Consider the following 21890-nt stretch of genomic DNA (forward strand, 5'->3'; position numbering starts at 1 on the left):
ACCCAGCCGCTGCCCAGCCTGGTGGGCCGCTGAGCCGTTGCTCAGCCGCTGCAGCGCCCGCTACGGCGACGAGGTCTGACGCGACAGCTGGGGCAGCACCTCGTAGCGCCGGCGGTAGGTCTCGCCGAGGGCCAGCAGCATGGCCACGACCGGCACGGCCAGCAGCGCCCCGGCCGGCCCGAACAGCGCGGCACCGAGCATGACCGCGGCGAACGCGACGGCCGGGTGCACGTTGACGGCCCTGGCGCTGATGCGGGGCTCGATGGTCAGGTTCTCCACCTGCTGGTAGAGCACGCCCCAGACCAGGGCCGCCACCCCGATCCACGGCGTCGGCGTCAGGAGCCCCACGAGGACGGGCAGGGTGATGGCGATGTAGGTGCCGATGGTGGGCACGAACTGCGCGACCAGGCCGGTCCAGAGAGCGAGGGCCAGCCACGACGGCATACCGATGACGAGGAAGACCACGGCGCTCAGGGTGGCGTTGAGGACGGCCAGGACCACTCGGGCGCCCACGTAGCCACCGGTCTTCTGGGCGGTGACGTCCCACACCGCGACCGTTGCCGGCTGGAACCGCGGCGGCATGAGGGAGGCGATCCACAGCCGGAACCGTGGCCCGTCGGCGGAGAGGTAGAAGGTGAACAGCGCCATGGTGAAGAGCGAGAACAGGCCGCCGACGACGGAACCCACCAGTCCGAGGACACCGCCGAGCACGCCACTGGCGTAGGTCGCGACCTGGTTCGGCGTGATGTGCAGCTGGTCGAGGACGTCCTCGGGTCGGTAGCGGGTGTCGAGGTGGTCGTTGACGAACGTCAGGGTGCGGTCGGCGAGCCCGGGCAGCGCCCGCAGCAGCGCGGCGACCTGCTCGAGGAGGAGCTGGCCGAACGCCAGGACGAAGAGCACCGCGAACAGGGCGATGCCGAGCATCACCACGGCGGTCGCGGCGCCCCGGCGCATGTGGCGCGCGAGCACCCGCACGGCCGGCTCCATCGCCAGGGACAGGAACCACGCCATCAGCACCGTGAAGAGGACCGACCCGCCGTCCGCGATGACGAACCGCAGCACGAGCGCCACGGCCACGAGGGCCATCAGCACGAAGCCGGTGCGCCACGTGTTGGCCGGGTCGAGGAGCACCAGCCGCCGTGCAGCGGCGTCGGTGGAGCCCGGCTCCGTGGCCAGATGGGGGGACCGCTCGCGGACGCGTGCCCCGTCTCGTCCTCCCGCAGCGGCCGGGGGAGTCGACGCGGCCGGGGGAGTCGACGCGGCGGCGGCGTGGTTGCGACGAGCTCTCATCGTCTCGACGCTAGGGCGGGGACTGGCCGACCACCTCACCCGTTGCGTGCGAGTCCTCGCACCGCCCGGCGAGACCTCGCGCCCGTGCCCGGGTGGGACACGAACGAGCCCCCTGGCCGCGGTGCGGCACAGGGGGCTCGGTCCTCGTGGGGTGAGTGACGGGACTTGAACCCGCGACATCTGCGACCACAACGCAGCGCTCTACCAGCTGAGCTACACCCACCAAGCAACACGACCGGAGTTTCCGCCGGTCGTGGTGTCAGCGGGGACTATGGTACCTGCTCCTCAGGGGTGCTCGTGACCACCCCTTCGGTGGGGCCGTGGGCCGGTGCCGGGTGCTCGACGACGTGTCGAGCGGCGAGCCCGCGGGCGGTGTCGCTGTCCGGGCCGGGCTGTGCGACGAAGACCGCCTCGCGGTAGTAGCGCAGCTCGGCGATGGACTCGCGGATGTCGGCCAGCGCGCGGTGGCCCCCGGACTTGGCAGGGGCGTTGAAGTAGGCCCGCGGGTACCAGCGCCGGGCCAGCTCCTTGACGGAGGACACGTCGATGATCCGGTAGTGCAGGTGGCTCTCGAGCTCGGGCATGTCCCGGGCGAGGAAGTTGCGGTCGGTGCCCACGGTGTTGCCGCCCAGCGGCGCCTTGCGCGACTCCGGGACCCACTCGCGCACGTACGCCAGGACCTGTGCCTGGGCCTCCTCGAGCGTGACGCCGTGCTCGAGCTCGTCGAGCAGCCCGGAGGTGGTGTGCATGCCGCGCACGAAGTCGTCCATCTGCTCCAGTGCCTCGGCCGGTGGCTTGACCACGAGGTCGACCCCGTCACCGAGCTGGTTGAGCTCGAAGTCGGTCACCAGGGCGGCCACCTCGATCAGCGCGTCGCGCTCGAGGGAGAGGCCGGTCATCTCGCAGTCGATCCAGACGATCCGGTCGTTCACGGAGCGCTCCGTTGGGTTCTGTGCCACGCGGACACCATAGGGCCACCGCACGACACGGGCCGCGTCCAGCGGGCTGCACTAGCCTTCCGGGCATGACGTGGGGACCGACGCACCACCAGCAGGGGTATGCCGCGTGGCCGCCCGACGCGTCCGGCCACCAGCCCGCGCCGGTGCACGGCAACCCCACCTCCCGTCCCCTGCTGCGGGGCTGGGTCATCACTGGTGTCGCCCTGGTCGGGTTCGGCCTGGCGGGCCTGGCGCTCGCGGCCTACTACGGCATGACGCTGGGCGTCCTGACGACCTTCTTCGCCATCGTGCTGGCCGCCATCCCGCTCGCGATCGTCATCCCGACCTTCGTCTGGCTCGACCGTTTCGAGGCGGAGCCGACCAAGTACCTCGTGGCCGCCTTCCTGTGGGGCTCCCTCATCGCAGCCCTGCTCGCGGGCCTGCTGAACACCAGCGCCCACGTGGTGTTCTCGGCGGCCGGCAACCCGGAGCAGGCCCAGCTCACCACCGCGGTCTTCGTGGCGCCCATGGTGGAGGAGGCCGCCAAGGGCCTGTTCGTGCTGTTGATCTGGCGGCTGCGACGCCGCGAGTTCGACGGAATCACCGACGGGATGGTCTACGCCGGCATCGCCGCCGCCGGGTTCGCGTTCACCGAGAACATCCAGTACCTCGGCCTGGCCTACGTCGAGGGCGGCCAGCAGGCGTTGACCGGTGTCTTCATCGCCCGCTGCCTGGTCACGCCGTTCGCCCACCCGATCTTCACGGTGATGTTCGGCATCGGCGTCGGGGTGGCCGCGACCAGCCGGAGCACCGCCGCGCGAATCGGCGCCCCGCTGCTCGGCTACGCGATCGCCGTGATGCTGCACGGCATCTGGAACCTGGCCGCCATCAGCGGCGGCCAGGGCCTCATCGCGGTCTTCCTCCTCGTGGAGATCCCCATCTTCCTGTCCTTCCTGGGCCTGGTCGTGTGGGCCCGGGCACGGGAGGGACGCCTGATCGGCCGGTTCCTCATGCCGTATGCCGACACCGGCTGGCTCAGCCCGGCCGAGGTGCGCATGCTCTCGCGCATGTCGCTGCGGCGCAGTGCCCGCATGTGGGCGCAGCAGACCGGCGGACGCCGGGCACTGCGGTCGATGCAGTCCTTCCAGGACGCCGCCAGCGAGCTCGCCCTGCTGCGGCAGCGGATGTACCACAGCACGGCCGACGCCCGGGCGCTGGAGACGGAGCGGCGACTGCTCGACACGATCGTCACCCGGCGCCGGGAGTTCACGGGGATGCCGTACTAGCGTTGCGCGGGTGCGCACCCTCGAGCTGGCCCACTCCCTCTCCGACGAGATCATCGCCCTGCGGCGACGCCTCCACCGCGTGCCCGAGCTGGGCAACGAGCTGCCGATCACCCAGGCCCTGGTGCTCGAGGCGCTCGACGGGCTCGACCTCGAGGTGTCGGTGGGCAAGGAGGTCTCCTCCGTGGTGGCCGTCCTCCGCGGCGGTGCCGAGCCCGCCGACGGCTGGGAGCGCCAGGTGGTCCTGCTGCGCGGTGACATGGACGGGCTACCGGTCACCGAGGAGCTGGACCTGGAGTACCGCTCGACACACGAGGGCCTGATGCACGCCTGCGGGCACGATCTCCACGTCGCCGGGCTGGTCGGGGCCGCCCGCATCCTGCACGCCCTGCGCGACGACCTCGCCGGCGACGTGGTGCTGATGTTCCAGCCGGGGGAGGAGGGCCCGGGGGGCGCCGCGCCGATGATCCGCGAGGGCCTGCTCGAGGCGGCCGGTCGTCGTGTCGACGCCGCCTACGCGCTGCACGTCTACTCGGCCGAGTTTCCCCGCGGCGTCTGGTTCGGCCGTCCCGGCCCGCTCATGGCAGCCGTCGACGAGGTCAAGGTCCGCGTGGTGGGCCGGGGCGGACACGGCTCGGCACCGTTCCGCACCAAGGACCCGATCCCGGTCGCGTGCGAGATGGTCCTCGCGCTGCAGTCGATGGTCACCCGTACCTTCGACGTCTTCGACCCGGTCGTGGCCACCGTCGGCCGGATCGCCGGTGGCACCAAGGAGAACATCATCCCCGACGACGCGGTCTTCGAGGCGACGCTGCGCTCGCTGTCGGACGACACCCGGCTCGCGCTGCGCGAGCGGGTCGAGCGCCTCGTGCGCGGCATCGCCGCCGCCCACGGCCTCGAGGTGGAGGTCGACTTCACCATCGGCTACCCGGTGACCGTCAACGACCCGGACGAGTACGAGTTCGCCCGGGAGACGATCGTCGACCTCTTCGGCCACGAGCGGTACGCCACGATGGTCGAGCCGGAGATGGGCTCGGAGGACTTCTCCTTCGTCGGCCAGGAGGTCCCGAGCGCCTACGTCAACCTCAGCGTCTGCCCCTCGGACGACTGGGAGGAGGCGCCGGACAACCACTCGCCGCGAGCGGAGTTCGACGACGCCTGGCTGCCCGACGCCGCGGCGCTCCTGGCCGAGCTGGCCCTGCGAAGGCTCAGGCGCTGACCAGCCGGACCTGCGCCGGCTGGTCGCTCAGCAGGGCGACCGCGGCCACGTGCCCCGGCTCGGTGAGCGGGACGTCGGCGAGCTGGACGCCGGTGCTCAACGCGACGTCGCCCTTCCACTGCAGCAGGGCTGCCGGCTCCTCCGGGCCCGACACGACCACCTGACGGGGGTCGACGGCCAGGCCGTGGCCCGAAGCCTTCAGCACGGCTTCCTTGCGCGCCCACACCAGGGCACGGGCCACCCCGAGCCGGTCGGGGCCCAGCCGGTCGAGCGCCGGCGCCTCGGACGGGTCGAGGGTCACCGCGTTGAAACCCTCGAAGTCGCTGTCGTCGACCACCTCGACGTCCACGCCCACCTCGCCACCCCGGGAGAGGGCCACGACCGCCAGCCCACCGGCATACGACAGGCTCACCGAGAGCTCGGGGTGACCGGCGACGGTGGGCTTCCCGTGGCGGTGGCTGCCGCAGGTGGCGCAGGTGCGCTCGAAGACGACGGCCTGCGGGGTGCCGCCGACCTGCTCGGCCACGGCGGTGCGCAGCAGCGCGTGGGCGGTGGTGTAACGGGCCGGGTTGCCCCGGCGGGCGGCCCGCTCGCGCTCGCGGTCGTCGAGCACCTCGGCGAGCGACGGGTCGGTGCTGACCCGGCGCCACACGATGTCGATGTCCACCGCCACGGAGGCGATCATTGCAGGCTCGGCCATGAGGGGACTCCTACCGCTGGTGGGGGTGGACGGGGCGCGCGCTCGGCGCGACGGTGACCACGCGGGCCTGCCAGTCGACGTCGACCGCCTCGAGGGGAACGTACCGGTGCGCCCGGTGCAGCCGGCGGAACAGGACCCGCAGGACCAGCGGCCCCTGGCGCGGGTCCTCGGTGTAGCCGAGCTCGCTGCCGGTGGCGCGCGGCCCGTAGCTGAGGCCGCGCACCCGCAGCACCCCGACCGCGGCCCCGGTCGGTGCCACGGCCTCGGCGCAGACGTCGAGCACGGCGCCGAGGTCCTCGCCCTGCGCGGACCGGACCCGCGCGCCGAGCAGGTCGCTCAGCAGGTGGCTGCCCGGCCCGGGCGACCACACGTGCTGGGCCGCGTCCTGCACCGGCTCGCCCTCCAACCGGTCCTCCCCGCCCTTGGCGCCGGGGATCCGCGACACGACGTAGGTCCGGAGCCAGTGCTCGAGGCCCATGCCGGAAGCCAGCACCTGCTGGCCGTGGCGGGTGACCTCCACCGCCGAGCCGATCCGCGCGACCGCACTCAGCGGCACCACCGTCGGCTGCGAGTCCGCGTCGCTGCGCAGCCGCCGCCAGACGGCCTGCACCCACCGGCCCAGGCTGCCGGGCAGGCGGGGTCCCAGTCCTCCCGGGCCGCTGACGAACCCGGTGACGAGCAGGCGGCCCTCGTGCTCGCGCAGCACCAGGTTGTCGACGTTGCCGAGGAGCAGGCCCTCCGGGCCCACGACCTGGTGGTCGGCCACCCGGAGCACGAGGTCGAGCACCTGACCGGTGGCCGGGTGTCCGTGGACCGGCTGCGGCGAGGTCACTGGCCGGCCTTCGTGACGAGCATCAGCGGCAGGGCGGCGACCGAGGCGACGATTACCACGACGAGGTAGACCGTGCCGAGGGTGTTGGCCAGCCGGCCGTTGGCGTGCCGGCCCATGTAGGTGCGGTCGTTGGCGACCACGAGGATGGGGAAGTAGGTCAGCGGCAGGGCTATGGCGCTGAACACCACGGAGTACTCGGTGACCTGGACGGGGTCGACCGTCGTCAGCAGCAGCGCGACGCCGGCGATGCACGACAGCAGCACCACGGTGTGGAACCGGGCCGCGCGCAGGGGCGGGACGTACTTGCCCCACTGCCAGCCGAAGTACTGCGCGATGCTGTAGCCGACCGACAGGCCGGTCTCGCACGCGGCGCCGAAGGTGGCCGCGAAGAAGCCGAGCAGCGCCAGCGCGAGCCCGATCTTGCCCAGCTCCAGCACCACGGGGAGAGCGACCTGGCCGAGGGTGCCGACCTGGATGCCCTCGGGCAGGAACACCAGGGCCGTCGCCACGGCGATGGAGACGGAGAGCAGGCCGCCGAGGGGGAAGCCGACGAAGACGTTGGCGCGCATGGTGCGCAGGCTGTCGGCCGTCCAGTGCTCCTCGACGCCGCCGGAGGAGAAGAAGAACACCTCGTACGGCGTCATGGCGGCGCCGAACAGCGCCACCGCGTAGTAGAGGTAGGTGGGCAGGCTCTCGTTGCCCGGCACCGACGGATGGGTCGCGTCATTCCACAGGGCCGACCAGTCGGGCCCCATCTGCCAGACCGCCACGGCGAAGACCACCAGCGCGAGCCCGGCGAGCCCGAAGGCGTTCTCCAGCACGGCGAAGCGGACCCGCCACAGCACCAGCCAGACGGCCGCCCCGACCACCGGGATCCAGAGGTACGGGTTGACGCTGGTCGCCAGCTCGAGCGCCAGGGCCACACCGCCGATCTCGGCGGTGAGCGTGAGGGCGGTGACCGCCATGGAGGCGAGCAGGTTCGCCAGGCCGAGCCGGGGCCCCAGCCGCTCGCGCACCAGGTCGAAGGTGGCGCGTCCGCTCACGGCGGCGACCCGGCCGCTCATCTCCGCGAACACGCAGATGCCCAGCACGCCCACGGCGACGACCCAGACCAGTGAGAGCCCGAAGCGCGAACCGACCAGGGCGTTGGTGACGAGGTCGCCGATGTCGACGAACCCCCCGATGGCGGTGAGGATGCCCAGGGCCAGGGCGAAGAGCTTCTTCACGGCCGACGCTCCTCGCTCACGGCAGGCCGTCCCGGGTGTCCTGGAGCCGTTGCCCGAGCTCCGCGAGCTCGATGCGGGCCCGCCCCAGCGCTGGGCGGTCGTTGCGGCGCACCGCGATCCGGGCCTGCGCGAGGGCGTCCTCGGTGTCACCCAGGACTCCGAGCACCGTGTCGCGCAGGGCGTCGTCCTGGCGCGACGCCGGGTCCACCCCGCCGAAGCTGGTCTGGATCGGTCCCATCGCCTTCTCGGAGCTCGTGACCACGGTGTCGGTGTAGGCGCGGGTGGCCCTGCCCGACAGCCGCGCGCTCGCCGCGAGCTCCGCCGTGCGGGCCTCGCTCGTCGCCGACTCCAGCGCGGCCTTGGCGTTCTGGAGGTAGGCGCCCCGGTCGAACGCCGGTGTGGCGCAGGCCGTTTGGAGCAGCACCGACAGGACGACGGCCAGCGCGACGGCGGCCCGCACCAGACGGGGGCAGCCGCTTCGGGCGGTCATCGGCGGGGCCGCAGGAGCACGACGGCGAGGGCGGCCAGGAGCAGGCCGAACAGCAGCCACCCCAGTCCCAGTGCCCAGCCCTCGTCCATCCCGTCGCTCCCTCCACGGCCGTCGTCGCCCGGTGGTGACCCGGCCTCATGGTCGTGCGACCTCCGTGCCCTCGCAACCGCTCCGCACCCTGACCTGCGACGGTGCCGGGCCCGGCGACCGGCAGCCCCTACACTGGGCGCGCCGGCGGGGACCTGTCGGCGCGCCCCCGTAGCTCAGCTGGATAGAGCAAGGGCCTTCTAATCCCGAGGTCGCAGGTTCGAGTCCTGCCGGGGGCACTCACTCCTCTTGGGGAGTCGCGGGCCTGAGGGTGAACGTCGCGATCTCCTCGTACCGCGGGCGGTTGCCCCGTCCCTCCCCGAGGTGGGAGGCGATGAGGGTGACCTCCGAGGCGGTCCACGACGGACCGGCATACCCCTCGAGCACCCGCAGCCAGCGGGTGGCCTCCGTCGGGCGGCGCAGCCGCGCGAGCGTGATGTGCGGGTGGAACCTGCCGCCCTCGGGTGCGGCCCCGGCGGCGCTGCAGGCGTGGCGTATGCCGGTCGCGAGCGACCGCAGGCCGCCGTCGACGTGCTCGCGGACACCGGCCCAGAGCACCCGGGCCCGGTAGGGGTTCGGGAAGGCGCCGGCTCCCGCGATGGCCACCGTCTCCTCGGCGAAGCGCGGCGCCCGGGCGGCCAGGCGCTCGACGAGCGGCTCCACCGTGCGCTCGGGCACGTCTCCCATGAAGGACAGGGTGAGGTGCCACTGGTTGGGGTCGGTCCAGCGCAGCTCGGCGCCCGCGTCCTGCCGCGGCTCGAGGAACTCGGCGAGGTCCTCGAGGGCCGACTCCGGCGGCACGACGGCCACGAACAGGCGCATGCGCCTATTGTGGAGGCTTGCTCGGGGGGACGACCGCGCGACGAGGCACGACATGACAGCAGCGACCAGGCCCACGGCTCCCAGGGCCGACGCGCGCCTGGCGCTCGTGACGGTCCGGCTGGTGGAGGGTGCCGTCCTCGTGCTGCTGCTGGGCGCCGGCCGTGAGCTGTGGTCGGCGTGGCAGAACGCGGGCGTCGACGGCTTCCTCGGCCGCGGCGCCGTGCTGCTCGACCGGGTCTGGTCGGTGGTGCACAACCAGTCGCAGGGGCCGGTCGCGGCAGTCGTGTCGGCGGTGCTGCTCGCGGGCTGCCTGTGGGCCGTGCACTGGTCGGGGGAGGGCGGGCTCGCAGCGGCCGCCGGTGCCGGGTCGGTGCGGGTGGAGGTCGCGGTGCTGGCCGTCATGGGCCTGCTGCTCGCCCTCGCGGACCTGGTGGTCATCGTGGTCGCCGCCGCCGTGCCCTACGGGCCGGAGCTCGGACCCTCGCCGCTGGCGCCGGACGAGGGCAGGCTGACGACCCTGCTCCCCGTCGCGGCGTGGCCCCTCGCCGCCGTCCTCCTGTATGCCGCCCTGGGCTGCCTCTGGTGGCTCCTGCGCCCGGAGGCGTCCGACGGACCTGCGCCCGTGCCCGGGTCCGCCGAGGTCGCGCCCGTCGAGGTCGCGCCCGTCGAGGTCCCGGCCGGCGACGCGGCAGAGCCGCTCGAGGCCACGGCCATGGAGGAGGTGGAGCGCCTCTCCCCGGACGGCTCGACCACCAACGGCTACGACGAGTACTTTCGGCGGAGCTGAACATCCAGCACTTTCGGCGGAGCTGAACATCCAGGTCGGTCGAAGGGGCTGAGGATCAGTACTTCCGGTGCGGCTGAAGTCGTGCTGGACGCACCGGCCTGCCGTGCAGGTGGTTTGCCCCGGGTTGGTTAGGCTTGCCGACGTGAGTGGGTCAGGGGCCGAGGACAACGTTCTGCTGCATGCCGTGTCGGCGCTGCGCAGCCAGGTCGCGAACTCCACGCTGCCTCTCGAGATCCCCCAGACGCAGACGGCCAAGACCCACCGCGAGGCCCTGCTGCACCAGCTGGACGACTACGTGCTGCCGCGGCTGTCCTCCCTCGACGCGCCCCTGCTGGCGGTGATCGGAGGATCGACCGGCGCCGGCAAGTCCACGCTGGTCAACTCGGTCGTCGACGCCGAGGTGAGCCGGTCCGGCATCCTGCGGCCGACCACCACCACACCGGTGCTGGTCCACCACCCCCGCGAGCGGCGGTGGTTCGAGGGCGACCGCATCCTGCCCGGCCTGAGCCGCCTCACCGGCGCCGCCTCGGGTGACGCCGGGCCCGGCTCGGTCCGGCTGGTCGCGTCCGCCGCCCTGCCGCCGGGCATGGCGCTGCTCGACGCCCCCGACATCGACTCCGTCGTGTCCGCCAACCGCGCGCTGGCCTCCCAGCTGCTCGCGGCCGCGGACCTCTGGCTCTTCGTCACCACCGCCGCCCGCTACGCCGACGCGGTGCCGTGGGGGCTGCTGCGAGAGGCGTCCGACCGCGGCACCGCCGTGGCCATCGTCCTCGACCGCGTGCCGCCGGAGGCGATGACCGAGATCCGGGCCCACCTCGCGTCCATGCTCCGCGAGCAGGGACTGGCGACCGCGCCCATCTTCGGGATCCCCGAGACCAGCCTCACCCCGGAGGGGCGTCTGCCGGAGGGAGCGGTGACCCGCCTGAAGTCCTGGCTCTCGGCGCTGGCCTCGGACGCCCGGGCCCGCGCGAGCATCGTCAAGCAGACCCTCGGCGGCGCGCTCGACTCCCTCGACAGCCGCACCGGCGAGCTGGTCGAGGCCAGTGAGCACCAGCACCGCGCTGCCCAGGCGCTGCGCGGCGCGTCCGAGGAGGCTTACGCCGCAGCGCTGGAGGGCGTCGCGCACGGCATCACCGACGGCACCCTGCTGCGCGGCGAGGTGCTCGCCCGCTGGCAGGAGTTCGTCGGCACCGGCGAGTTCTTCAAGCAGGTCGAGTCGGCCGTCGCCCGCATGCGCGACCGGCTCACCGCTGCCGTCAAGGGCGCCCCCGCCCCGAGCGGTGACCTCGGCGAGGCGCTGCAGACCGGAGTCGCGGCGCTCATCTCGGCGCAGGCCGAGTCCGCGGCCACCACGGCAGCACGCGCGTGGCGGTCGGAGCCCGGCGGCGCACCGCTGCTGGCCGAGCACCCCGAGCTCGCCAAGGCCTCCCCGGGACTGGCCCAGGACATCGACCGCCTGGTGCGCGACTGGCAGGGAGAGGTCCTCGACCTGGTGCGCTCCGAGGGACGTGACCGGCGCACCACCGCCCGCATCGCGGCATACGGGGTCAACGGCATCGGCGTCATCCTCATGCTCGTGGCGTTCGCGCACACCGGTGGCCTCGTCGGCGCCGAGGTCGGCATCGCCGGCGGCACCGCGGTGCTCGCGCAGAAGGTGCTCGAGGCGATCTTCGGCGACCAGGCGGTGCGCGAGATGGCGGCCAAGGCCCGCAAGCGGCTCCTCGAGCGGGTGGAGGAGCTGTATGCCGCCGAGCGGGCCCGGTTCGACAAGGCCCTGGCAGGTGTTGAGGTGGACAGCGCCCAGGCGACGCGCCTGGCGGACGCGGCGGCAGCGGTGAAGGCGGTTCGATGAGCCCGGTGTTGATGGGCAGCAAGCAGGTCAAGGGGCTCACCGCGGAGGAGCTGGCCGGTCGGTCGGAGTCCCTGGCCGGTGCCCTTGAGCAGGGTGACGGCCAGCTCGACGGCGAGCACCGCGCGGCCGGTCTCGAGGTCATCGAGAAGGTCCGCGCCCGCACGGCCCTGCGCGGAGGACACACGGTGGTCGCCCTCGCCGGTGCCACCGGCTCGGGCAAGTCGAGCCTGTTCAACCTGCTCGTCGGCGAGGACGTGGCCCCGGTGGGCGCCCGTCGCCCGACCACCGCGCGACCGACTGCCGCGGTGTTCGGTGGGGAGAGCGCGACCGAGCTCCTGGACTGGCTCGCCGTCGGCCAGCGCCACCACGTGCCGGCCGCCGGCGGCTCCGACCGCGACGGTGGTCGCGGCGCGGTGCCCGGCACCCTCGACGGGCTGGTGCTGCTCGACCTTCCCGACTTCGACTCGCGGGTGGTCGAGCACCGGCGCGAGGCCGAGCGGATCCTGGCCCTCGTCGACGTGTTCGTCTGGGTGACCGACCCGCAGAAGTACGCCGACGCGCGGCTCCACGACGACTACCTGCGCGCCCTGACGACGCACAACACCGTGACCGTCGTGGTGCTCAACCAGACCGACCGGCTCGAGCGCGACGCGGTCAAGCAGGTGCGTGCCGACCTCGTGCGGCTCGCCGAGCTCGACGGCATGAAGGGCCTGCAGGTGCTGACCACCTCGGCCCGCACCGGGGAGGGGGTCGACGACCTGCGGCTGCGCGTGGCCGCGGCTGTCGCCGGCCAGAACGCCTCGCGCCACCGGCTCGCCGCCGACATCCGGGCCGTGGCGGGACGGCTGCGCTCCGACGTCGCCGACTCCGAGCCGGTGCTGGGGGAGTCCGCCGACGACGAGCTCGTCGACGCGCTGTCCCGCGCCGCCGGCATCCCGACCGTGGTCTCCGCCGTCGAGCGCGACTACCGGCAGGAGGCGCTCTCGCGGACCGGCTGGCCCTTCACCCGGTGGGTGCGCGCCCTGCGCCCGGACCCGCTCAAGCGCCTGCGGCTCGACAAGGGTGACAAGGACGGTGCCAAGGCGCTGCCCGGCGTCACGGCGGCCGACGTGCGCAGCGCCCTCGGGCGGTCCTCCCTGCCGCCGGCCACGCCGGCGGCCCGCGCCGCGGTCGACCTCGCCACCCGGCGGGTGGGGGAACGCGCCGGCGAGGGGCTGCCCCCGCGCTGGTCCGACGCGGTCGCCGACGCGGCCACCCCCGCGGGACCCGACCTCGGCGACGCCCTCGACCAGGCCGTGATGCGCACTCCGCTGCGTGCCCGTGACCCCCTCTGGTGGACCGTCGTCGGCTGGGCGCAGAACATCCTTGCCCTGCTGTCGGTGGTCGGCCTCGTCTGGCTCGTGGTGCTCGGTGTCATCGGCTGGCTGCAGCTGCCGGAGCCCGGCACCCCGCGGGTCGGACCGCTGCCGGTGCCGTTCCTGCTGCTCGTCGGTGGGCTGCTGCTCGGCTGGCTGCTCGCCCTGGTGTCGCGGTCGTTCGCCCGGACCGGGGCGCGACGGCGCGCGGAGCTGATCCAGCGGCGCCTGCGCGACTCGGTCGCCGGGGTCGCCGCCGAGCGGATCGTGGCGCCGGTGCGCGAGGTGCTCCGCCGTCACCGCACGACCCGCGAGCAGCTCGACCGCGCCCGCGCCTGACGCGGTTCTCCACAAGGCGACGCCGACAGTCCCACCCTCCACAGCTCCGTGGCCGGGCCTGTCGAGGGTCTCGTCGTCGGCGCCACGCTGGTCCGGCTCCCGAGGGGGAGCTCCAGACCAGATGAGGTGAGAGCAGTGAACGAGATCTATGTGACCGTGCCCGGCCGGCTCGTGGCCGACCCCGAGGCCCGCAACACCAAGAACGGTGTGCCCTTCGCCGCCTTCCGGGTGGCGTCCACCGCCCGGCGGGTCAACCGCAGCACCGGGGAGTTCGAGGACGCCGGCACCAGCTTCGTCAGCGTGACGGCGTTCCGCTCGCTCGGCGCCAACGTCGCCCACTCCCTCCACAAGGGTGACCCGGTGGTCGTCCACGGCCGGATGCGGGTCAACCAGTGGATGCGCCAGGACGACACCCTGGCGACGTCGGTGGAGATCGACGCCTACAGCGTCGGCCACGACCTGTCCTACGGCACCACGACGTTCGCGAAGGTGTCGCGCGCGCAGGTCGACCGCACCGACCGGCTGTCCGACGAGGCGGTGCAGGCAGCGCACGCCCGGGCGAGCGGCGAGGAGCTCGACGCCGAGACCGACCCCTACGTGGTGGAGGACGAGGAGGCCTTCGAGCCCGCCGAGGCGGCCCTCACGAACGCCTGACGCGATTCGGGGCATGGGGGCAGGGACAGATAGCCTGCCCCCATGCCCGAGTTCATCTACGTCATGACCCGCGCCCGCAAGGCGCACAACGAGAAGGTCATCCTCGACGACGTCACGATGTCGTTCTACCCCGGCGCCAAGATCGGCATGGTCGGTCCGAACGGCGCGGGCAAGTCGACGATCCTGAAGATCATGGCCGGGCTGGACCAGCCGTCGAACGGCGAGGCCAGGCTGGCCGCCGGCGCGACGGTGGGGATCCTCCTCCAGGAGCCGCCGCTCAACGAGGAGAAGACGGTGCTCGGCAACGTCGAGGAGGGTCTCGGCGAGATCAAGCGCAAGGTCGACCGGTTCAACGAGATCTCAGCGGAGATGGCCGAGCCCGACGCCGACTTCGACGCGCTGATGGGCGAGATGGGCAAGCTGCAGGAGGAGATCGACCACGCCGACGCGTGGGACCTCGACTCCCAGCTCGAGCAGGCCATGGACGCGCTGCGCTGCCCGCCGCCGGACGCCGATGTGACGGTGCTCTCCGGTGGTGAGCGTCGCCGGGTGGCGCTGTGCAAGCTGCTGCTGAGCAAGCCCGACCTGCTGCTCCTCGACGAGCCCACCAACCACCTCGACGCCGAGTCGGTGCTCTGGCTCGAGCAGCACCTCGCGAGCTACCCCGGCGCGGTCATCGCGGTCACCCACGACCGGTACTTCCTCGACAACGTCGCCCAGTGGATCGCCGAGGTCGACCGCGGCCGCCTCTACCCCTACGAGGGCAACTACTCGACCTACCTCGAGAAGAAGTCCGAGCGCCTGCAGGTCCAGGGCAAGAAGGACGCCAAGCTCCAGAAGCGCCTCAAGGAGGAGCTGGAGTGGGTGCGGTCCAACGCCAAGGGCCGCCAGGCCAAGTCGAAGGCGCGTCTGCAGCGCTACGAGGAGATGGCCGCGGAGGCCGAGCGCACCCGCAAGCTCGACTTCGAGGAGATCCAGATCCCGCCGGGTCCGCGCCTGGGCTCGACGGTGATCGAGGTCAAGGACCTCAAGAAGGGCTTCGGCGACCGGGTCCTGATCGACAACCTGTCGTTCACCCTGCCGCGCAACGGCATCGTCGGCGTGATCGGCCCCAACGGTGTCGGCAAGACGACGCTCTTCAAGACCATCGTGGGCTTCGAGGAGCCGGATGCCGGCTCGGTCAAGATCGGTGAGACGGTCTCGATCTCCTACGTCGACCAGAACCGCGGCGGCATCGACCCGAACAAGAACATCTGGGAGGTCGTCTCCGACGGGCTCGACCACATCAAGGTCGGCAACGTCGAGATCCCGTCGCGGGCCTACGTCTCGCAGTTCGGCTTCAAGGGACCCGACCAGCAGAAGAAGGCCGGTGTCCTCTCCGGCGGGGAGCGCAACCGCCTCAACCTGGCCCTCACCCTGAAGCAGGGCGGCAACCTGCTGCTGCTCGACGAGCCCACCAACGACCTCGACGTCGAGACCCTCGGCTCGCTCGAGAACGCGCTGCTCGAGTTCCCCGGCTGCGCCGTCGTGATCTCCCACGACCGGTGGTTCCTCGACCGCGTCGTGACCCACATCCTCGCCTACGAGGGCACCGAGGAGAACCCCAGCAGCTGGTACTGGTTCGAGGGCAACTTCGAGTCCTACGAGGCCAACAAGGTCGAGCGCCTCGGCGCCGACGCGGCCCGCCCGCACCGCGTGACCTACCGGAAGCTGACCCGCGACTAGCAGGTCGCCACAGGCCGGGAGCACCACCGACGGCGTCGTCCGTGTCGAACCGCTGCGGCGGAGCGACGGGGACGACGCTGTCGTCGTGGTGACGGGGCGCCTTCGTTCTGGGGGCCACCGCGTCGTGTCCGGCGCTTGGGTTGACGGTTCAGGTGGCGGCTGCCGACCGGTCAGGTGACGGCTGCCGGCCTCAGAGGCGCGGCGCCACCGAGGGCGGGCCAGTCGCGCCGGGCTGCCCAGACCAGGAAGGCCAGCACGGGGATGCTCCAGAACCAGAACCCCCAGCCGAACAGCATGAGGCCGACGTGGAAGGCGATGACGCCCACCCACCCCACCTTGGCCGCCGCGCCACCCCGCAGGAGCAGCAGCCCCATGGCCAGCTCGCCGGCCATGACCAGCAGCGCCCAGAGCACGGCGTGGGCCATGAACACGTCGGTCCAGCCGTCGCGCACGAAGGGGAGCATGGAGCCGTCGGCGAAGTGGCGGTAGACCTCGACATCGGCCGCGACCATGCCGAGGTGCACGCCGCCGGTGAAGAGGAAGAAGCAGCCCACCGCCCTGCGCAGGGTGCCCGAACGCGCATCCCTCCCGGCGGCGGCAGGTGCCTCAGCGGTCCCCGGCAGGGAACCGGCTGCGTGAGCTGCGGACATCGGACCACCTCCAGGCTCCACGGTGAGGGCGGCCGGGGATGCCCGGCAGGGGCGATGGTCCCGTGGGCGCAGGGGTAACGGCCGGTTGACGGTCAGCGGGTGAGCCAGCGGCGGACCCGTCGCCGGGAGAGCCGCCGCCACGCCACGTCGAAGTCGGCCTCCGCGCGGTCGGCCCGCCACTGCTCCAGGGCGTGCAGCCGCCCGAAGGTGAAGGCGTTCTCCCCGCTGAGGTGGGCCGTCATGGCCAGCGAGCGGAGGCGGGCCCGCGCGACCACGGTGTCCTGGTGGTCGCCCAGGGCCTCCTGCACCGCCTCGGCGGCCTTCGCCATCCGGGTGGCCTGCTTCGGGCGCAGCACGATCGCCGACTCCGCGGCATACCGGAACCTCTTGGCCTTTTTGCGCGCCTCGTGCAGTGCCCGGTCGCGGCTGTCGGCGTCGGCAGCGCGCCCCGCGGCGGCGACCTCGCGGCCCAGCCGCTTCCAGTCCCGTCGCACGAGCGCGGGCACCTCGCTGGCCGGGGCCGACGCCTGCGGGAGCTCCGGCAGTGCGGCGACGAGGTCGTCGAGGGCGTCGAGCAGCCGGAAGTAGCGGGCGCTCTCCAGCGCGGCCACTGCCGTCCCCAACCCGTGCTGCTGCACGGCGCCGAGCTCCTTCTCGAGCCGGGCCACCACCGGTCCGACGACCAGCTCGGGCGGCTCGGCGTGGATGACCGCGGTGAGCCGCCGGCGCAGCACGTGGGCGTCGCGCGCGTCGCTCAGCGCCAGCCCCAGCCAGCGCAGCTCCTCGCGGAGCGGGTCGGCGACCTGCCGGCCGAGGAGCGGACGGTAGGTGGTGAGGGCCGAGCGCAGGCGCCGGGCGGCGACGCGCATCCTGTGCACCGGCTCGGAGTCGCCCTGTCGTACACCGGCGTCGTGCTGGTGCAGGGCCGCACGGTGCTCCACCAGGTAGGCGCCCAGCACCTCGATCGCGGTGGGCCGGTCGGACAGTTGCGACGCCGGGGCGGGCTCGGGTGGCGACACGCTGTCACCGAGGGCGCGGCGGAGCTTGGAGGCGTGCGCGGCCGGGGTCGCCCCCGTCGCGATGAGGTGTGGCTCGACCGACTCCAGGACCCGCTGGTCACCCTCGTCGAGCTCGACCTCCCACTCCCGCCAGCGCTGCGCCTCCTGCGCCCCGACCAGGGACTGGGCCTCGACCTCGTCGTCGCACAGGTGGCCGACCGTGGTGCCGGACGCGTCGAGCAGGTCGTGCTCGCGGCGGCGGGTCCGCAGCACCGCGACGGGGACGAGCGGCCGGTCGCGGACGACGGCGCGCACGTGGTCCAGCAGCTCGGCGGGCGGGGCGTCGGCTCCGTCGTCGGTGTCGCCATGGCCTCCCTCGCTGCCCGCGTCGAGCGGGAGGCGGACCTCGGTGCGCGCATCGGCGACGGGTGGCAGCTTCAGATGCCAGCCGGCATCGGGGCCCCCGCTCCGCCGGCGCAGCGTCACGTGGTGCCGGGTGAGGTCCAGGCTCGCCGTGTCGTAGTAGACGGCATCGAGGTGGTGCTCGCGGGGCTGGCCCATCCGCGCGACGCCGTCCACTCCGCTGAGGGTGGGCAGGACCGTGGCTGCGTCCACGGCATACTTGCGTTCGACCTCGGCGGCGACCTCGGCCGATGTGGATGAGCCCATGGCTCATCTTCCACCGCGGACGACGTCGCCGCAGGTCACCGGGGAAGGCCGGGTAGCCGGGCAGGCCGGGCAACCACTGGGGCCGTGCAGGAGCCTCGGCTCAGGTGACCAGGCGCAGGCCGAGCTCGCCGTAGGTGCGTCCGATGGCCTCGGGGGTGCGCTTGATCTCCGGGTCGTACCAGCGGGCAACGTCGACGGCCATGGACAGCAGGGCCAGCGCGGTGTCGGGCACGTCGGTGACGGTGAACTCGCCGCTGGCCACGCCTGCGGTGAGCACGTCGCGGACGACGCTGTCGATCTCCTTGCGCAGCCCGAGCACGGCCTCTCGGTGCTCGGCCGTGAGGTTCTGGAACTCGTACTGGACGATGCGGGCGACGCGGAAGTGCTCGGCGTGCCACTGCGAGAAGACCGCCATGATCGAGCGCAGCGCCTCGGTGGGGGAGCCGGCCGCCGAGGCGGCGGCCACCAGCATGTCGCGGGCCGCCTCGTGACCCTCCCGGCTCAGCTGGAAGAGCAGGTCCTCCTTCGAGGCGAAGTGGACGTAGACCCCGGCGGGGGAGAGCCCGGCGTGGGAGGCGATGTCCCGCGTGGTCGTGGCGTGGAAACCCTTGGCGGCGAACGCATCCGCCGCCGCCTCCATGAGCCGTACGGCGGCGTCGGAGAGCGTCTCCACGGAGCGGCCGGGGGTCGACATGGTTGACAGCATGCCGCAGGCGACAGAGACTAAGCAAGCGCTTAGTCACCTTGGAGGTAGCAGCATGCCCCGCAACGTCTACGGCCCCGACCACGAGGCCTTCCGCAGCTCGGTCCGCGAGTTCGTCGAGCGGACCCTGAAGCCGCGTGCCGAGCAGATGCTCGAGGTCAAGTCCATCGACCGCGACATCTGGAAGGAGGCCGGCAAGCAGGGCCTCTTCGGCCTCGACATCCCCGAGGAGTTCGGGGGCGCGGGTGCGGAGGACTACCGGTTCAACGCCATCGCCGCCGAGGAGATCGCCGGGTTCAACTTCGCGGTGTCGTCATGCTTCGGCATCCACTCCGACGTCTGCCCGCCCTACATCGTCGACCTCGGCACGCAGGAGCAGAAGGAGCGCTGGCTCCCCGGCATGGCCAACGGCGACCTCATCGCCGCGATCGCCATGACCGAGCCCTCGGGTGGGTCCGACCTCGCCGCCCTGAAGACCAACGCCGTCCGCGACGGTGACGGCTGGATCCTCAACGGCTCCAAGACGTTCATCACCAACGGCTACCAGGCCGACCTGGTCATCGTGGCCGCCCGCACCGACGCGTCCAAGGGCGCCAAGGGCATCACCCTGTTCGTCGTCGAGGCCGGCATGGACGGCTTCAGCCGCGGCCGCAAGCTCGACAAGGTCGGCCAGGAGGAGGCCGACACCTCCGAGCTGTTCTTCGAGAACGTGCGCGTCCCCGACGCGAACCGGCTCGGCGAGGAGGGCATGGGCTTCATCGCGATGATGCAGCGCCTGCCGCAGGAGCGGGTCGGCGCCGCCGTCGCGAACACCGCCCACGCCTTCCAGATCCTGCGCGAGACGCTGGGGTACGTGAAGGAGCGCAAGGCGTTCGGGCAGCCGGTGGGCTCGTTCCAGCACAACAAGTTCAAGATCGCCGAGCTGCAGACCAAGCTCGAGGTCACCCAGGCCTACGTCGACGACTGCATCGCGGCCCACGCCGAGAAGAAGCTCACACCGGTCGACGCGGCGAAGGCCAAGTGGTGGTCGGCGCAGGTGCAGAACGACGTGCTCGACGAGTGCGTGCAGCTCTACGGCGGGTACGGGTTCATGAACGAGTACCGCGTGGCCCGCGCCTGGCGTGACGCCCGCGTCTCGAAGATCTGGGCCGGCTCCAACGAGATCATGAAGGAGCTCATCGGCCGGGACCTGGGGCTCTAGGCCTTGGGCACCCACGACGGGGCGGTGGCGGTCGTCACCGGTGCCTCGCGGGGCATCGGCCTGGGCATCGCCCGCCGCCTCGTCGACGAGGGCGCGCGGGTGGTCGTGACCGGGCGCAAGCCCGAGCCGCTCGCCGACGCCGTCGAGCAGCTCGGCGGCCCCGGGCGCGCGCTCGGCGTCGCCGGCAACGCCGCGGACGAGGCGCACCAGGACGAGGTGCTCGCCGCTGCCCGCGAGACCTTCGGCGGACTCGACCTGCTGGTCAACAACACCGGCATCAACCCGGTCTACGGCCCGATGGTCGACACCGACCTCGCGGCCGCCCGCAAGATCATGGAGGTCAACGTCCTCGCCGCCTTCTCGTGGACGCAGAAGGCCGTCAAGGCGGGTCTGGGCGGTGGTGCGCAGCGACCAGGGGCTGTCGTCAACGTCGCCTCCATCGCCGGGCTCGGCGCCACCGGCAGCATCGGCTGGTATGCCGTGAGCAAGGCTGCGTTGATCCACCTCACCGTCGAGCTGGGGTACCAGCTCGGGCCCGAGGTGCGCGTCAACGCGGTCGCCCCGGCGGTGGTCAAGACCCGCTTCGCCGAGGCGCTGTACGCGGATCGCGAGGACGCCGTTGCCGCGGCATACCCGATGAAGCGTCTGGGGGTGCCCGAGGACGTCGCCGGCGCGGTGTCGTTCCTGCTCTCCCGTGACGCCTCGTGGATCACCGGCCAGACCCTCGTGGTCGACGGCGGCGTGACCCTCGGGGGAGCCCTGTGACCGTCGACGTGGCGTCGTGACCCTCGTGGGTACGCCGTGACGCTCGACCTCGCCGGTGCCGGTGTGGTCGTGACCGGTGCGGGGCGGGGCATCGGCGCAGCCTGTGTTCGCGCGTTCGCCGCCAGGGGTGCGCGGGTGGTCGTCAACGACCTCGACGCGGCCGCCGCCGAGGCCACGGCGCGTGAGGTCGGTGGCCACGCCGCGCCCGGCGATGCCGCCGGCGAGGAGGGTGTCGAGCGGCTCGTCAGCCGCGCGCGTGAGCTGCTGGGCGGAATCGACGTCTTCTGCGCCAACGCCGGCGTCGCGCGCGGCGGCGGGGAGGACGCCGACGATGATGCTTGGGCGTTGTCGTGGGACGTCAACGTCATGGCCCACGTGCGCGCCGCGCGGCTGCTCGTGCCCGAGTGGCTGGAGCGGGGTGGGGGCACCTTCGTCGCGACGGTGAGCGCCGCGGGCCTGCTCACCATGCCGGGCGCCGCGCCCTACGCGGTGAGCAAGCACTCGGCGTACGCGTTTGCCGAGTGGCTCTCGATGACCCACGGCGACAAGGGGATCCGCGTCCACGCGGTGTGCCCACAAGGGGTCCGCACCGACATGCTCCGCGCCTCGGGCGAGGCCGGTCGCGCCCTGCTCGAGCCGTCGGCGGTCGAGCCCGAGCTCGTCGCCGAGGCCCTGCTCGAGGCGATGGAGGCGAACCGGTTCCTCGTGCTGCCGCACCCCGAGGTGGCCGCGATGTATGCCGCCCGCGCGGCCGACCCCGACCGCTGGCTCGCCGGCATGCGCCGGCTGCTCGGCGCGCCCTAGCCGTTCCCCGCGGCCACCCGCTGCACCAGCGCCTCGAGGGCGTCGTAGGAGTCGTTCATGCCGCTCTCCATGCCGGATGCCACGACCATGTCGACGGTCTGGGGCGAGTCGTAGGTGATGACGGCCCGCAGGTGCGTGACGCCGCCCTCCTCGGTGAACGAGGTCTCGACGAGCGATGGCGGGCTCTGGATGTTGTCGAACACCTCGGTGTGCACCAGCCGGCTGGGCGGGTCCAGCTCGCGGTACTCGCCCGAGAACGACACCTCGGTGCCGTCGGGCGTGACCTGGGCGAAGTGCCAGCGGCCGCCGACCCGCAGGTCGACCTCGCAGGTGGTGACCTCGCCGTGGCCGGCACCCCACCACTGGCGGATGTGCTCGGGACGGGTCATCGCCTCGTAAACCAGCGCGGCGGGTGCCGCGAAGGCGCGTGTGATGACGAGCTGGTTGTCGTGGCGGGTGACGCTGGCGCGCTGCTGGGTGCCGTCGATCGGATCGGACATC

The 21890-nt window shown here is 72.7% G+C and carries 21 protein-coding genes and 2 tRNA genes; 11 read left to right on the top strand and 12 right to left on the bottom strand.

Annotated features, from left to right (window positions below):
• Positions 1-60 precede the first annotated feature (60 nt).
• From BMW78_RS06800 to orn, 3 genes are all read right to left on the bottom strand, one after another.
• Positions 61-1290: an AI-2E family transporter gene (locus BMW78_RS06800; protein WP_218144269.1), complete on the bottom strand. Its 1230-nt coding sequence runs from the start codon at positions 1288-1290 to the stop codon at positions 61-63.
• Between the two features lie 147 nt (positions 1291-1437).
• Positions 1438-1513, bottom strand: a tRNA-His gene (locus BMW78_RS06805).
• 46 nt (positions 1514-1559) lie between these two features.
• Positions 1560-2249, bottom strand: coding sequence for an oligoribonuclease (gene orn, locus BMW78_RS06810; protein WP_218144270.1), 690 nt, complete (start codon positions 2247-2249; stop codon positions 1560-1562).
• A gap of 65 nt (positions 2250-2314) precedes the next feature.
• Here orn and BMW78_RS06815 point away from each other — a divergent pair, with 65 nt between their 5' ends.
• A complete protein-coding gene (locus tag BMW78_RS06815; RefSeq protein ID WP_091757721.1) occupies positions 2315-3514 on the top strand; it encodes a PrsW family intramembrane metalloprotease in 1200 nt (399 codons plus the stop codon).
• Positions 3515-3524: 10 nt separating this feature from the next.
• Entirely contained in the window at positions 3525-4730 is a 1206-nt protein-coding gene (locus tag BMW78_RS06820; protein ID WP_091757724.1) for a M20 metallopeptidase family protein, read from the top strand.
• Here the strand turns inward: BMW78_RS06820 and BMW78_RS06825 are convergent.
• Genes BMW78_RS06825 through BMW78_RS06840 form a run of 4 tightly spaced genes read right to left on the bottom strand, consistent with a single transcriptional unit; the run spans position 4720 to position 7978 of the window.
• A complete protein-coding gene (locus BMW78_RS06825) occupies positions 4720-5430 on the bottom strand; it encodes a 4'-phosphopantetheinyl transferase family protein (RefSeq protein WP_091757726.1) in 711 nt (236 codons plus the stop codon). The genes BMW78_RS06820 and BMW78_RS06825 overlap by 11 nt on opposite strands.
• Before the next feature lie 10 nt (positions 5431-5440).
• Positions 5441-6262: a hypothetical protein gene (locus BMW78_RS06830; protein WP_091757727.1), complete on the bottom strand. Its 822-nt coding sequence runs from the start codon at positions 6260-6262 to the stop codon at positions 5441-5443.
• The gene (locus BMW78_RS06835) at positions 6259-7488 is read right to left on the bottom strand and encodes an NRAMP family divalent metal transporter (protein ID WP_091757729.1); all 1230 of its coding nucleotides are present in this window, start codon (positions 7486-7488) and stop codon (positions 6259-6261) included. Before BMW78_RS06835 ends, BMW78_RS06830 begins: the two co-directional genes overlap by 4 nt.
• A gap of 16 nt (positions 7489-7504) precedes the next feature.
• Entirely contained in the window at positions 7505-7978 is a 474-nt protein-coding gene (locus BMW78_RS06840) for a hypothetical protein (RefSeq protein WP_143056174.1), read from the bottom strand.
• Positions 7979-8230: 252 nt separating this feature from the next.
• Between BMW78_RS06840 and BMW78_RS06845 the strand changes: the two genes are divergently transcribed.
• Positions 8231-8304: transfer RNA gene (locus BMW78_RS06845), tRNA-Arg, on the top strand.
• A 1-nt stretch (position 8305) separates the two neighbouring features.
• On the opposite strand, the gene thpR is transcribed toward BMW78_RS06845, so the two are convergent.
• Positions 8306-8887, bottom strand: a complete 582-nt coding sequence (thpR, locus tag BMW78_RS06850) for an RNA 2',3'-cyclic phosphodiesterase (RefSeq protein WP_091757733.1) — start codon at positions 8885-8887, stop codon at positions 8306-8308.
• A 52-nt stretch (positions 8888-8939) separates the two neighbouring features.
• Between thpR and BMW78_RS06855 the strand changes: the two genes are divergently transcribed.
• The 5 genes from BMW78_RS06855 to ettA all read left to right on the top strand — a co-directional run bounded on the left by BMW78_RS06855 (position 8940) and on the right by ettA (position 15599).
• Positions 8940-9674 carry a hypothetical protein gene (locus BMW78_RS06855; protein WP_091757734.1) on the top strand — a complete coding sequence of 245 codons (735 nt, stop codon included), beginning with the start codon at positions 8940-8942 and terminating at the stop codon, positions 9672-9674.
• A 142-nt stretch (positions 9675-9816) separates the two neighbouring features.
• Entirely contained in the window at positions 9817-11526 is a 1710-nt protein-coding gene (locus BMW78_RS06860) for a GTPase domain-containing protein (protein ID WP_091757736.1), read from the top strand.
• A complete protein-coding gene (locus tag BMW78_RS06865; protein ID WP_177180297.1) occupies positions 11523-13220 on the top strand; it encodes a GTPase in 1698 nt (565 codons plus the stop codon). Before BMW78_RS06860 ends, BMW78_RS06865 begins: the two co-directional genes overlap by 4 nt.
• Positions 13221-13355: 135 nt before the next feature.
• The gene (gene ssb / locus BMW78_RS06870; protein ID WP_177180298.1) at positions 13356-13874 is read left to right on the top strand and encodes a single-stranded DNA-binding protein; all 519 of its coding nucleotides are present in this window, start codon (positions 13356-13358) and stop codon (positions 13872-13874) included.
• Positions 13875-13916: 42 nt separating this feature from the next.
• The gene (gene ettA, locus BMW78_RS06875; protein ID WP_091757742.1) at positions 13917-15599 is read left to right on the top strand and encodes an energy-dependent translational throttle protein EttA; all 1683 of its coding nucleotides are present in this window, start codon (positions 13917-13919) and stop codon (positions 15597-15599) included.
• A 170-nt stretch (positions 15600-15769) separates the two neighbouring features.
• On the opposite strand, the gene BMW78_RS20740 is transcribed toward ettA, so the two are convergent.
• The 3 genes from BMW78_RS20740 to BMW78_RS06890 all read right to left on the bottom strand — a co-directional run bounded on the left by BMW78_RS20740 (position 15770) and on the right by BMW78_RS06890 (position 18610).
• Positions 15770-16249 carry a hypothetical protein gene (locus tag BMW78_RS20740; RefSeq protein ID WP_177180299.1) on the bottom strand — a complete coding sequence of 160 codons (480 nt, stop codon included), beginning with the start codon at positions 16247-16249 and terminating at the stop codon, positions 15770-15772.
• Between the two features lie 92 nt (positions 16250-16341).
• On the bottom strand, positions 16342-17916 hold the full coding sequence (locus BMW78_RS06885; protein WP_091757744.1) for a CYTH and CHAD domain-containing protein: 1575 nt from the start codon (positions 17914-17916) through the stop codon (positions 16342-16344).
• A gap of 100 nt (positions 17917-18016) precedes the next feature.
• Complete coding sequence (locus tag BMW78_RS06890) at positions 18017-18610, bottom strand: TetR/AcrR family transcriptional regulator (RefSeq protein WP_091758249.1); 594 nt, start codon at positions 18608-18610, stop codon at positions 18017-18019.
• A 64-nt stretch (positions 18611-18674) separates the two neighbouring features.
• Here BMW78_RS06890 and BMW78_RS06895 point away from each other — a divergent pair, with 64 nt between their 5' ends.
• From BMW78_RS06895 to BMW78_RS06905, 3 genes are read left to right on the top strand one after another with little or no spacing between them, the layout of a single operon-like run.
• Positions 18675-19820: an acyl-CoA dehydrogenase family protein gene (locus tag BMW78_RS06895; RefSeq protein WP_091757746.1), complete on the top strand. Its 1146-nt coding sequence runs from the start codon at positions 18675-18677 to the stop codon at positions 19818-19820.
• Positions 19821-19823: 3 nt separating this feature from the next.
• Complete coding sequence (locus BMW78_RS06900) at positions 19824-20585, top strand: SDR family oxidoreductase (protein ID WP_091757748.1); 762 nt, start codon at positions 19824-19826, stop codon at positions 20583-20585.
• 36 nt (positions 20586-20621) lie between these two features.
• Positions 20622-21389, top strand: a complete 768-nt coding sequence (locus BMW78_RS06905) for an SDR family oxidoreductase (protein WP_091757750.1) — start codon at positions 20622-20624, stop codon at positions 21387-21389.
• Here BMW78_RS06905 and BMW78_RS06910 read toward each other — a convergent pair.
• Positions 21386-21889, bottom strand: a complete 504-nt coding sequence (locus BMW78_RS06910) for an SRPBCC family protein (protein WP_091757751.1) — start codon at positions 21887-21889, stop codon at positions 21386-21388. The genes BMW78_RS06905 and BMW78_RS06910 overlap by 4 nt on opposite strands.
• Position 21890 lies beyond the last annotated feature (1 nt).

The sequence above is a fragment of the Pedococcus cremeus genome (assembly GCF_900111375.1).
Taxonomy (GTDB): domain Bacteria; phylum Actinomycetota; class Actinomycetes; order Actinomycetales; family Dermatophilaceae; genus Pedococcus_A; species Pedococcus_A cremeus.